11 protein-coding genes are annotated in these 13020 nt (G+C 51.8%); 7 read left to right on the top strand and 4 right to left on the bottom strand.

The window, feature by feature from the left end:
- Positions 1-46 precede the first annotated feature (46 nt).
- Positions 47-1348: a peptidase T gene (pepT, locus tag AC27K1_RS11140; RefSeq protein ID WP_487150596.1), complete on the bottom strand. Its 1302-nt coding sequence runs from the start codon at positions 1346-1348 to the stop codon at positions 47-49.
- 438 nt (positions 1349-1786) lie between these two features.
- On the opposite strand from pepT, the gene AC27K1_RS11135 reads away from it, so the two are divergent.
- From AC27K1_RS11135 to cysN, 3 genes are all read left to right on the top strand, one after another.
- Positions 1787-2287 (top strand): TIGR00645 family protein, encoded by a 501-nt coding sequence (locus AC27K1_RS11135; protein WP_487150594.1) that lies wholly within the window; start codon positions 1787-1789, stop codon positions 2285-2287.
- A 222-nt stretch (positions 2288-2509) separates the two neighbouring features.
- A complete protein-coding gene (cysD, locus tag AC27K1_RS11130) occupies positions 2510-3421 on the top strand; it encodes a sulfate adenylyltransferase subunit CysD (protein WP_487150592.1) in 912 nt (303 codons plus the stop codon).
- A gap of 62 nt (positions 3422-3483) precedes the next feature.
- Positions 3484-5124 (top strand): sulfate adenylyltransferase subunit CysN, encoded by a 1641-nt coding sequence (cysN, locus tag AC27K1_RS11125; protein WP_487150590.1) that lies wholly within the window; start codon positions 3484-3486, stop codon positions 5122-5124.
- A gap of 36 nt (positions 5125-5160) precedes the next feature.
- Here cysN and AC27K1_RS11120 read toward each other — a convergent pair whose 3' ends face one another.
- The gene (locus tag AC27K1_RS11120; protein WP_487150588.1) at positions 5161-5952 is read right to left on the bottom strand and encodes a hypothetical protein; all 792 of its coding nucleotides are present in this window, start codon (positions 5950-5952) and stop codon (positions 5161-5163) included.
- Positions 5953-6277: 325 nt separating this feature from the next.
- On the opposite strand from AC27K1_RS11120, the gene AC27K1_RS11115 reads away from it, so the two are divergent.
- The 4 genes from AC27K1_RS11115 to AC27K1_RS11100 all read left to right on the top strand — a co-directional run bounded on the left by AC27K1_RS11115 (position 6278) and on the right by AC27K1_RS11100 (position 11619).
- Complete coding sequence (locus AC27K1_RS11115) at positions 6278-7474, top strand: glycine C-acetyltransferase (RefSeq protein WP_487150587.1); 1197 nt, start codon at positions 6278-6280, stop codon at positions 7472-7474.
- Positions 7475-7501: 27 nt separating this feature from the next.
- Entirely contained in the window at positions 7502-8527 is a 1026-nt protein-coding gene (tdh, locus tag AC27K1_RS11110; RefSeq protein ID WP_487150585.1) for an L-threonine 3-dehydrogenase, read from the top strand.
- A gap of 138 nt (positions 8528-8665) precedes the next feature.
- The gene (locus AC27K1_RS11105; RefSeq protein WP_487150584.1) at positions 8666-9520 is read left to right on the top strand and encodes a hypothetical protein; all 855 of its coding nucleotides are present in this window, start codon (positions 8666-8668) and stop codon (positions 9518-9520) included.
- A gap of 41 nt (positions 9521-9561) precedes the next feature.
- Positions 9562-11619: an LTA synthase family protein gene (locus AC27K1_RS11100; RefSeq protein WP_487150582.1), complete on the top strand. Its 2058-nt coding sequence runs from the start codon at positions 9562-9564 to the stop codon at positions 11617-11619.
- A 47-nt stretch (positions 11620-11666) separates the two neighbouring features.
- Here AC27K1_RS11100 and folE read toward each other — a convergent pair whose 3' ends face one another.
- Both folE and folM read right to left on the bottom strand, forming a co-directional pair.
- A complete protein-coding gene (gene folE / locus AC27K1_RS11095; protein WP_487150581.1) occupies positions 11667-12218 on the bottom strand; it encodes a GTP cyclohydrolase I FolE in 552 nt (183 codons plus the stop codon).
- Positions 12215-12979, bottom strand: coding sequence for a dihydromonapterin reductase (gene folM / locus AC27K1_RS11090; protein WP_487150579.1), 765 nt, complete (start codon positions 12977-12979; stop codon positions 12215-12217). Before folM ends, folE begins: the two co-directional genes overlap by 4 nt.
- Positions 12980-13020: the final 41 nt, after the last annotated feature.

Raw genomic sequence — 13020 nt, 5'->3', positions numbered from 1 at the left:
GCCGCTGGTGATGTCCCCCATGACCAGCGGCTGGAATAAGGTGGTTTTATTCGGTGTCCCAGTGTTTTTCAGCCGTCAGGCGGCAGATACTGATGATGGTTTCAATGGTTTTCAGCGCCGAATCAACACAGAGATATTCATACGGACCGTGGAAGTTATGGCCGCCGGTGAAAATATTGGGTGTGGGCAGTCCCATGAAGGACAGGCGGGAGCCGTCGGTGCCGCCCCGGATGGGCTTGATGTCCGGCTGAATGCCACAGGCTTCCATGGCTTCACGGGCAATAGCTACCACATGGGGCACTTTTTCCAGCTCTTCGCGCATGTTGGCGTATTCTTCCGTCAGCTTGACGATGACCCGCTCTTCGCCGAGCTGCTGGTTCATGCTGTCAGCAATGGACAGCAGGAGTTGTTTGCGGTGCTCGAAGTTGTCGCGGTCAAAATCACGGATGATGTATTCCAGCTGGGCCTCTGATTCACTGCCGGACATGCTGCAGAGGTGGAAGAAGCCCTCATAGCCTTCGGTTTTCTCTGGCACTTCGTTGGCCGGCAGCTCATTGGCAAACTGCCGTGCCAGATGCATGGCATTGATCATCATGTCCTTGGCGGTTCCGGGATGAACATTCCGCCCACGGAACAGGATATCGGCACCTGCAGCGTTGAAGTTTTCGCATTCCAGACCACCAAGTGCCCCGCCGTCGATGGTATAGGCCCAGCGGGCGCCGAAACCGGCGACATCAAAATGATCTGCGCCACGGCCGATTTCTTCATCGGGGGTAAAGCCGATGCAGATGTCGCCATGGGGAATATCTGTATGTTTAGTCAGATAGGTAATAGCGGTCATGATGGCGGCAATACCGGCCTTGTCATCCGCTCCCAGCAGGGTGGTGCCGTCAGTGGTGATCAGCGTCTTGCCAATATACTGTTTCAGCGTGGAGAAATCGCTTGGTGACAGGCGGAGATTCTGCTCCTGATTCAGCAGAATGTCCTTGCCATCATAGTTTTCAATAACCTGTGCTTTGACGTTTTCACCGGAGGCATCCGGTGCGGTGTCCATGTGTGCGATAAAGCCGATCGGAGGTACACGGTGGGATGTATTGGCGGGCAGTCGTGCGGTCACATAACTGTTGCCGTCCAGTTTGACATCCGCCAGTCCCATGGCTGCCAGTTCATCACGCAGCTGTTGTGCTAACACCTGCTGACCGGGCGTGCTGGGCACCGTGTCACTCGCGTCATCTGAGCGGGTGTTGAAGGATACGTATCGGAGAAAGCGATCTGTAAATGCCTGTTGCATACCTGCGTACTTCTTCTGGGCGAGAGAAAGGGTGCGGCATAATCTAGCGTGACTCATGGCCTGTTATATTGATTTGGATTAGGCTGATTTTGAAAACCGGCTTTCCGAGAATATTCGTGGTTTATTGTTGAAAACCCGGTAGGTAAAAGACAGAAATAATGCATATGCCGATAAAACGACAATTATTTTTATGCAGATATTGTCTTGTAAGTGTTAAAGGCAAAATGTGACAGGTTGTTTCTTACAATGATGCTATTGATTGCGCTGGTCTGCTCAACAGGATTTGAGTTTTTTAGTGCGTGACAAGGCGTCATGCTGATCAAGTGATACTTCCTGCTCAGTTGGCACGTTCCTCATTCAAGGCGCCAGTGTTTTTTATAGGCTGCCTGTAGCAGCAGGTTTACCCGAAAGGCACTAAGCTAGAAAAAGTTAATGGCTTACAGAGAGACATGACGGAATCCCCGCAGAAGGGGGCATCATGGAGGAAGGCATCATATGGAAAAATGGCTTGAGAACATGCTGTATGCATCCCGCTGGTTGCTGGCGCCAATATACCTTGGCCTAAGTCTTGTGCTGATTATTCTCGTTGCCAAGTTCTTCGAGAGCGTCTTTTTTTTGCTGTTGAATCTTTTTGAACTGACGGAAATTGCGGTCCTCCTCAAGATTTTGTCCTTGATTGATGTTGTGCTCGTGGGAGGGTTGCTGGTGATGGTGATGTATTCCGGTTATGAGAATTTTGTTTCCAAGCTGGATATCAAGGAAGGCGCAGAAAAGCTCAGCTGGCTGGGGAAAATGGATTCCGGTTCCCTGAAGGCCAAGGTGGCCGCTTCCATTGTAGCGATTTCATCCATTCACCTGCTGAAAATATTCATGAATGCAGAGCATGTTGATAATGACAAGTTGATATGGTTTGTATTGATCCACCTGACCTTTGTGGTATCCGCTATCGGAATGGGGATGCTGGATTTTGTCATGAAAAACAAAAAGCAGGTGTAACCCTTCAGGTTGTGGGAGGATGATGTTCTCCTCCCTTCCCGTCATATATATATAATTTAATCATCTAAATACCCTCTTATTTATGCCTTAGTCTTATTGGTATAGTGGCATTCCCTGACAGTACCCGAATAATCATAAGCCCGCACTGCAGACGAAGGGAGAGCGCTGATACAGGCCTCACCGGTCAATGGACGACTGCAGTGTCAGAAAACGAGTGACCGCATGAGCACGGATTACCACCAGAACCACCTCAAGCAGCTGGAAGCCGAAAGCATTCATATCATTCGCGAAGTGGCGGCCGAGTTCGATAACCCGGTGATGCTGTATTCCATCGGCAAGGATTCCGCGGTGATGCTTCACCTGGCCCGCAAGGCATTCTTCCCTGGTCGTCTACCCTTTCCCCTGTTGCATGTGGATACCACCTGGAAGTTCCGCGACATGATCACTTTCCGGGATGAACAGGCCAAAAAGCTGGATCTTGACCTGCTGGTGCACAGTAATCCACGTGGACTGGAAATGGGCATCAGCCCGTTTGTTCACGGCAGCAGTCGTCATACCGACATCATGAAGACCGAAGCCCTGAAGCAGGCGCTGGATAAGTATGGTTTTGATGCAGCCTTTGGCGGCGCCCGTCGGGACGAGGAAAAATCCAGGGCCAAGGAGCGGGTCTACTCGTTCCGTGACAAAAACCATCGCTGGGATCCGAAAAACCAGCGTCCGGAACTCTGGAATAACTACAACGGACGGCACGAGAAAGGCGAGAGTATTCGTGTTTTCCCGCTATCCAACTGGACTGAGCTGGATATCTGGCAGTACATCTATCTGGAAAACATCGAGATTGTCCCGCTCTACTTTGCGGCGGAACGGCCCGTCGTTGAGCGTGATGGTACCCTGATCATGGTGGACGATGACCGGATGCCGCTGGAGCCGGGTGAAACACCAGTGATGAAGAAGGTTCGGTTCCGCACACTCGGCTGCTACCCGTTAACCGGTGCGATTGAGTCTGAGGCAGATACTCTGCCCTCGATCATCCAGGAAATGCTGCTGACCCGTACATCGGAACGGCAGGGAAGGGTGATCGACCATGACCAGTCCGGCTCCATGGAAAAGAAAAAGCAGGAAGGCTATTTCTAGCGTTTCCAAGTCAACCATAAAACAGAATATGTCGTTTACCAGCTGATTCCGGGACGCTTGCCATGAGTCACCAGTCTGAATTGATCGAAAAGGATATCCTTGGTTATCTCAAGGAGCACGAAGAGAAAGCATTACTGCGGCTTTTGACCTGCGGCAGCGTGGATGACGGGAAAAGCACCCTGATCGGTCGTCTGCTGCATGATTCCAAGATGATTTACGAAGACCAGCTGGCGGCGATCAATGCGGACAGTCGTCAGTCTGGCACGCAGGGTGAACGGCCTGACCTGGCCCTGCTGGTGGATGGCTTGCAGGCAGAGCGTGAGCAAGGCATTACCATCGATGTTGCGTACCGTTATTTTTCCACGGCAAAGCGAAAGTTCATTATTGCGGATACTCCCGGACATGAGCAGTACACCCGTAACATGGCAACCGGTGCATCGACCTGTGACCTGGCGATTATCCTGATCGATGCCCGGTATGGCGTGCAGACGCAGACCCGTCGTCATACCTATATTGCCAACCTGCTGGGTATCAAGCACCTGGTTGTTGCTATCAATAAAATGGATCTGGTGGATTTCTCTCGTGAGCGATTCGAGCAAATCCGCAATGACTACCTCGATTTTGCCGAGAAACTGAACCTCGGTGATGTCCGGTTTGTACCGATGTCTGCGCTGGAAGGCGACAACGTGGTGAACCGGAGTGATCGGACTCCCTGGTATACCGACGGTTCGATCATGGAGATTCTGGAAACGGTTGAAATTGATGGCGACAGGAACCTGGCTGATTTCCGTTTTCCCGTACAGTATGTCAACCGGCCGGATCTGAACTTCCGTGGGTATGCTGGAACAGTCGCTTCCGGTGTGGTTAAACCGGGTGATGCTGTCACAGCCCTGCCTTCCGGAAAGCAGTCTACCGTGAAATCCATTGTTACCTGGGAGGGTGAGCGGGACGAAGCCTTTGCCGGCCAGGCTGTCACCTTGACCTTGAATGATGAAATTGACATCAGCCGCGGCGATACACTGGCCCTTTCTGACAATCTGCCGGATGTGCATCATGAGCTGGATGCGATGGTCGTCTGGATGGCAGAGCAGCCGTTACAGCCGGGCCGTCGTTATGCCATCAAGCTGGCGTCGACAACGGTGGATGGCACCGTGCGGCGTATCGGGTACCGGGTTGATGTGAATACGCTGGAGAAAGGTGCTGTTGATCAGTTGGCATTGAATGAAATTGGTTTTTGCCATCTGTCTCTGGAAAAGGCCATTGTTTTTGATCATTACCAGGATAACCGGACCATGGGGGCGTTCATTGTTATTGACCGGATGACCCATGTGACGGTAGGGGCCGGTATGATCAGGGGAAAGGCGCAAGCCCATCAGGAAAGGCTGTTACCGGTTTCTTCTCAGGATCGACAGGTTCGTCTTGGTCATAACCCCGCCTTGGTTATTCTCCCGAAGGGAACCGATGCTGAACAGCTGGAACGCAAGTTGTTTGACCGGGGTTATTTGCCAGTGATTGTGACTTATGGCTCTGAGGGCTGGCGTGGGCAGGCTGAAGCCCTGAGTCGTGCAGGGCTGATTGTGCTGGTGTCTGGTTTTTCTGAACAATACTGTCAGGAGGTATACCCACAGTCAGCCATGGTGATGGTCAATGACTCGCCATTGTCAGATCATTTGGTAGCGCAAATTTTGTCTCAATGTGAATAGGCGTTACGCGTTATCTGGTTGTGATGACCTGCCGTATTATTTCGGCAGGTCATCAGGAGTTGGGGCTCGAAGGGGATAGGCTATGGGCAATCCGTTTTTATCATTCCCAACTCCCACGCAATAGAGTTGCGAAATGCGATCGATTTCTTTTTCTTTCCTGGCAATGCTGATTTCGTTTGAGCGATATGCCTTTGAAACCTGTTCCAGCCGGGTTTTTGAAGAGCGTTCATCAATGACCCGTTGTTCGTATAGATCATTTTCATGAATAGCATCTTTTTCAAGTTCGATCATGCGTGATTCATGGCGCTTGTTTTCATTAACAAGTACGTTTATTTCCAGTTGCTTCTTCCTGCACCAGTCCAGGGCCTGACACTGTAATGCATTGGCTTTTTCCTGGTTACAAGGACCTAAAACCTGTTGGGCGTGTTTCCTGCTGCTTTTTGAATGAATATCTGAAAAGTAAATCGCTGAACCCATACCAACAAGGACCGGGCATGCCAGGGAGGTTAATATGAACAGGGGAGAGATAATCGGGATAATGACAGAAACAACCATCAGGGTGATATAGGCTGCAAAAAATAACACTACGCCGGCAATTAACCAGACGGCAGCTGCATTATCCACTTTACGTTCGTCGATGGTTGTTCCATTCAACAGGTCATGCTTATAGAAACAGTCAGAATATCGATGTTTAAGCTTTGGAGCTGTAGTGGTGGCTTCTGGAACGCAACAAGCGAGAGAGCCCTGGGATTGAGGGGGTACAACCCCATCGTAAGAAGGTGGAATTGCGGCAAAGGTTGCCGGTTGAACCTGAACTTCTGACTGCATATTGATTTCCTCCCGAAGAATCAAAATTCTTATTACTGACAGCTGACGTAATGTTTATCTGGATGTTGTTGCAATTCTGATGCGTTGGTTTACTGGGTTTGATTTTAAAAAACGCCATAAGTTCAACGTGTTAGCAATAGTTGCCGGTATTGTATTCGTTTACTAACCTGTTTCTGGCCTGTTTGGCCTATGCTGGAAATTAAGGTTTATCGGTTTGCAATAACGTATGTAGTAAGGCCGTTAATGGATGATTAAACCCAAAAGGCTCAAATTTGCCTTCACAGGGTCTCATTCGATTGATCTACATCGGGAATCAGGAAACTGTATGAATATTGCTTTTTATGATCAGTTATCAGTGCAGCTGGAGGAACTGAAACAAAAAGGCCTGTACAAGGATGAACGGATCATTACTTCACAGCAGCAGGCCGATATTCAGGTTGCCGGTGGAGCGGAAGTCATCAATTTCTGCGCCAACAATTACCTGGGGCTTGCGAATGCGCCGGAACTGATCGAGGAAGGCCAGGCCGCTCTGGAAACGTATGGTTATGGTATGGCCTCTGTGCGTTTTATCTGCGGTACACAGTCTATCCATAAAGAACTGGAGCATCGCATTGCTGACTTTCTCGGCATGGAAGATACCATTCTTTATTCCTCCTGCTTTGACGCCAATGGGGGGTTGTTTGAAACCTTGATGGGGCCGGAGGACGCGATTATCAGCGATGCGCTTAACCACGCCAGCATTATTGACGGCATTCGTCTGAGCAAGGCGCAGCGTTACCGGTATGCCAATAATGATATGGCAGAACTGGAAGCCAGGCTGCAGGAAGCCAAAGCGAATGGCGCACGGCACACGCTTATCGCCACCGATGGCGTTTTTTCCATGGATGGCATCATTGCCAATCTCAAGGGAGTCTGTGATCTGGCTGACCAGTATGGGGCCATGGTGATGGTGGATGACTGCCATGCGACCGGTTTTATTGGTGAACAGGGCCGCGGTACCCATGAATACAATGACGTCATGGGACGGGTGGATATCCTGACCGGTACCCTGGGTAAAGCATTGGGTGGGGCCTCGGGAGGGTATGTCTGTGCCCGTAAACCGGTGGTTGACTGGCTGCGTAACCGGTCGCGGCCTTATCTGTTCTCCAACACCCTTTGTCCGGTCATCGCTGCTGCTTCTATCCGGGTGCTGGATATGCTGGAAGCCGGTGGGGAGCGGCGTCAGAAAGTGAATGACAACAGTCGCTATTTCCGCACCGAAATGGAAACGCTGGGCTTCACGCTGGCAGGTAAAGACCACCCGATCATTCCGGTTATGATCGGTGACGCGGCGCTCGCAAAGCAGTTTGCCGACCGGATGCTGGAAGAAGGTATTTATGTGATCGGCTTCTCTTTCCCGGTCGTGCCTGAAGGCAAAGCGCGGATCAGAACCCAGATGTCGGCAGCCCATGATCGTGAACACATGGACAAGGCCATCGCTGCCTTTGCCAAAGTCGGGCGTGAACTTGGCCTTATTCAATAATCAATACTGTCACAGCAGGTAGCCGTCATGAGAACGCTGGCAAAGCTGAAACCTGAAAAAGGCATCTGGATGGACGATAAGCCCATGCCGGAGGTCGGTTATAACGATGTATTGATCAAGATCCGCAAGACGGCAGTCTGTGGTACCGATATCCATATTTACAACTGGGATGACTGGTCACAGAAAACCGTGCCTCTTGGCATGACCACCGGGCATGAGTTTGTCGGTGAGATTGTGGATATGGGAGAAGGGGTCCGGGGCTTCAGCAACGGGGATCGTGTCTCCGGGGAAGGCCACCTGGTCTGTGGTTATTGCCGCAACTGCCGCGCGGGCAGGCGCCATCTTTGTCGTAATACCATCGGTGTTGGTGTCAACCGGCAGGGGGCGTTTGCCGAGTACCTGTGTATTCCTGCGGTCAACGCCTTCCCGATACCCGATGATATCAGTGATGACCTGGCGTCGATGTTTGATCCTTACGGCAATGCCGTGCATACCGCGTTGTCTTTTGACATGGTGGGTGAAGATGTACTGGTGACCGGTGCGGGCCCCATTGGCATTATGGGGGCGGCCATTGCCCGGCATGTTGGTGCACGCCATGTCGTGATTACCGATGTGAATGATTACCGGCTGAGCCTTGCCCAAAAGATTGGTATAACCCGTACCGTCAATGTCGCCCGTGAGTCACTGGATGACGTGATGGCAGGGCTGGGCATGGTCGAAGGGTTTGATGTTGGGCTGGAAATGTCAGGCAATGGCGCCGCCTTTGAACAGATGCTGGAAAAAATGAACCACGGCGGCAAGGTGGCGTTGCTCGGCATACCATCTGCGGATACAACCATCGACTGGAACCAGGTGATATTCAAGGGGCTGGTGATCAAGGGCATTTACGGACGTGAAATGTTTGAAACCTGGTACAAGATGGCCACCATGTTACAGTCAGGTCTGGATATTGAGCCCGTTATTACCCACCACTTTCCCGTGGATGACTATGAAGAAGCCTTTGAGGTCATGGCCAGCGGCATGTCTGGTAAGGTGATTCTTGACTGGCAGTAGCCAGAAATGCGTTCTTTACTTCCCCTCAATAAAACGACATTGGTTAGGCAGATGCGCAGAGTACTTGTCTGATTTATTTCGTTTGGTGTGCCAAAGCGTTTTTTCCACGGACAAACATTCACTCCGGACAATATAGCTATGACGTTGTGGGCAAGCAGGTTGACGTTGTCGGTATGGCTGTTGTTGCTTGTTGCTTTGCTAACATGTCTGTTGGTCGGTTTTTATGTTCGCTATTTTCCTGTCACCACGGCAAAGGGCTGGATTGCCCGCACCTGGATTGACAATGTCCCTCGTGTCTCAGCATTGGCGTTACATCCTGACGGCGGTCTGTATGTCACGCAGGAGTTTTATCCACCCCATGGCACCTTGTTGCATATCCGGAAGAATGGCGTGCGCCAACTATTGCTGGATAACCTGGGCAAACCCGATGGTCTGGCCCTTTTCGGTGATGGCATAGCCGTAGGGCAGGAAAGTGGTGTTGCCCCCGTTTTGTGGTATCGGCAGGGTAAGGCTGAAGAACTGTTTACGGGTAATGCCGTAGAAGCACTGGCCGTCTGGCGCAATCGCTATCTTTATACGGTCGAAGATCGCAGGGGAGGGCGTTTATTACGCTACGATCATCAATCGAAAAACCTGGATGTGCTCTATTCAGCCGGTGACGGGATGGAGGGAATTACCCGCTGCCCTGATGGGGCACTGTATTTTTCTGAAAAAAGACTGGGCAAGGTTTACCGGTTTCATGAACAGCTTGGGCCAGAACCGATTATTGAAGGACTCAAAAAACCCAATTATCTCCTGTGTACCGCCACAGGGTTATGGATTACCGAGGATGCCACAGCCCATGCCCGGGTATTGTTGTTTGTGAATGGTGAAATTTCCGTGATTGCCCGCCACCTCCGCAGTGCGCAGACTATTATTGAAGCCGGTGAACAACGCATGTTAGTGGCAGAGCAGGGCAGAAACCGGATTCTGGAATTGATCAGGGACGAGTAGACCTGTGCGCTGATTCATACGCATCTTCGGAATCATTCCCCATGATAAGTTGGCATTCGCGGCATCAACAGTCCCTTTCTCTGTCTGCGCATTCGCTGTTTCTCCTTTATAGCCTGTTGATTCTTATTATCCTGTTTGCACTGCTTCGTTTGCTTCTGCTGCTATATAACGTCGATCTTGCAGCAGGCATGGGGGTATCTGACGGGTGCCACGCTTTCGCCACCGGGTTGCGATTTGATCTGCGGGTAATAGCCATCATCTGCCTGCCGCTGGTTTTAGGGATGTTATTCCCGGCGGGCCTCAAAGCCCGCCGGTTTTACTGCTTGTGGCTGACCCTGTGGTCAAGCCTCAGTATATTCCTGGGGTTGCTGGAGTTGGATTTTTACCGGGAATTCCATCAACGCCTTAATAACCTGGTATTTCAGTACCTGAAGGAAGATCCGTCCACGGTTCTGAGTATGTTATGGCATGGCTTCCCTGTGGTCCGCTATCTGCTGGGCTGGCTCATATTGACGCTGTTGTTGTTTTTCCTGTTTCGCCGGGTTGACAGAAAAACACGGTTTTATACCGAAAAGACGGCTGAAAACAGAGTAGCCGCATTGGCTAAATACCTGGCGGCTTTTGCCTGTGTATTGTTGATGGACCTGGCGCTGGCAAGGGGAACCTTTCGCAGTGGGCCGCCTTTGCGATGGGGGGATGCGTTCCAGGGACAGTCACTGTTTGCCAACCAGCTGGCGCTCAATGGTGTCTTCACACTGACCCAGGCCGCCATCCAGCATTTCAGTCATTCTGGCGAATATGCCTGGATTGATTTGATGCCGGAGTCTGAGGCGATAGCGCAGACGCGGCAGATGCTATTGACGAAGCGTGATCAGTTGATCGATACAGAGGCTGCGGTCATCCGGCGAATAACCTATCCATTGGCGACGGGTGTGGTGCCTGACATTCGTCATGTGGTCATTATTCTCATGGAAAGCTTTGCCGGGCGTTTTGTGGGAGCGCTGGGAGGCGCTGGTGATGTTACGCCCAATTTTGATGCGTTAGCGGAAGAGGGGGTGTTATTTTCACGGTTTTTCTCGAATGGCACACATACCCATCAGGGCATGTTCGCGACCATGGGATGTTTTCCCAATCTTCCGGGTTATGAATACCTGATGCAGCAGCCTGAAGGCGCACACCGGTTTTCGGGTCTGCCAAGGCTTTTATCCGATCGCGGCTACCGTGACGTGTATGTTTATAACGGCGATTTTGCCTGGGATAACCAGTTTGGTTTTTTTCGCAGTCAGGGTATGACGACCTTTATTGGGCGAGACGATTTTATTGATCCCGTGTTTATTGACGATACCTGGGGAGTTTCAGACCAGGATGTCTTTGATCGTGCCCTTGCCGAATTGGCAGACATGCCTGAAGACAGGCCTTTCTATGCCCTCGTACAGACGTTGTCGAATCATACCCCCTATGCACTACCCGATCCGCTTCCCGTTTCGCCCGTAACCGGACAGGGTGAGATGAATGAACACCTGACAGCCATGCGTTATGCGGACTGGGCGCTGGGACGGTTTTTCCGGCATGCGCGAGCCTATCCCTGGTTTAGCCAGACATTGTTTGTCATTGTTGGAGACCATGGGTTTTCATCCCCTTTGCAGCTGACCGATATTGATTTGTTACGCTTCCATGTACCCCTGTTGATGATTGCGCCGGGCATACAGGCACAGTTTGGTCGTGAACGGGCAACGGTGGGTACCCAGGTTGATGTTGTGCCAACCATCATGGGGCGTTTAGGTGGGAAACAGCAGCATCAATGCTGGGGGCGTGATTTGTTAAGTCTGCCCCCGTCTGCGCCGGGGTTTGGCATCATCAAACCCTCGGGCGGTAGTCAGATGGCGGCGATCATTGAAGGTGACCTGGCACTGGTGTTGACGCCAGGGTTTGGCAGCCGTTTATACCGATATCACTTTGGCAAACACCCGGAGGCTGATGTGATAGACGATAAAACCGTAGCGGAAAACATGCGGGAGCAGTTGGAAGCCTATGTTCAGACTGCCACCCGGGCGCTTCAGAAGAATACCACCGGGACCGGCGTGTTGATTCGTCAATAGTAGAAAAAGGTTACTGGCACAAAGCCGCCAGTAACCCTGGTCGTCGATCAGCTGATATGGCGGAGAAACTCTTCCCGGGTCGGGAGGTGGGTACGGAAGTCGCCCAGCATCACGGAGGACGTCATGGATGAATTCTGCTTCTCTACGCCGCGCATCATCATGCACATGTGCTTGGCTTCAATCACAACAGCCACGCCGCGGGCACTGGTGACTTCCATCACCGCTTCGGCAATCTGCTGGGACATGTTTTCCTGGATCTGAAGCCGGCGGGCGAACATATCCACGATACGGGCAAATTTTGACAGCCCCAGCACCTTGCCGTTGGGCAGATAGGCAATATGGCATTTGCCGATGAATGGCAGCAGGTGATGTTCGCACAGGGAGTAAAGTTCAATATCCTTCACCACCACCATTTCATCATTGCGGGACTCAAATACCGCGCCATTGACGATTTCCTGCAGGTCCTGGTGATAACCCCGGGTCAGGAAGGCCATGGCTTTTGCCGCGCGCTGTGGGGTATTGCGCAGGCCGTCACGCTCAAGGTCTTCGCCCAGGGACTGGAGGATGCTGCGATAGTGTTCGGTCAGGTTATCAATCATTCTGAATCCATGTTGTTGTGGGTTGCCGGAAGCGGGAGCTGAGTGAGACTCATGCCGCCGTCAACAGGGATGGTTGCGCCGGTGATATAAGGATTGTCCAGCAGGAAACGGATGGTTTGATAGATGACATGCTCACCGGGGGCGAGTCCCATCGGCGGTGTCTGCAGGCGTCCGGTCTTTTCTGCTTCCCGGTCCTGGTCGTTCATGATGATCAGGTAAGGGGCGATGGCATTGACCTTGATCGTCGGGGCAAACAGGCGGGCCATGGAAGCTGTCATGTTCTCAAGACCTGCCTTGGTGGCTGAATAGGCGGCGTGTGTCGCACTTCCGTGACGGGTATTGTGATCCGTCATGTGGATGATGTCAGCGATGCCGTTATCGGCATTGTCGAGCAAAGGCTGCAAGCCTCGGTTGATCAGCCAGGGTGTCATCATATGCACCTGGAACAGGGCGGCCAGGGTCTCAGTATCCAACGGTGTATCGGCGTCGGGTGTAAACTCTGACGCATTGTGGATGATGGCCCGCAGGCTGTCAGTTTCCTGTTGCATCCGGGTAATAAACGCCAGAATATTTTCGTTGCTGGAAAAGTCCGCCTTTATAGTGTGTATGCCTTCCCGTTGCAATGCCTCCAGTTCATTGTTCTCCGTCCGGTACGTGATCATCACGGGATAACCGTCCCGCTTGAGAGCCCGTGCATTGTACAGGCCAAGGCGTCGGGCGCCGCCGGTGATCAGGATCGGGGAACGGGAGGTTTCCGCCATGGGGTGTCATGCCATTATTGTTAGCTGTCATTGGCACCGGA

It is taken from the genome of Kistimonas ophiarachnellae (assembly GCF_057552235.1).
The sequence above is the reverse complement of the archived record's forward strand: the minus strand, read 5'-3'. Positions and strand labels throughout refer to the sequence as shown.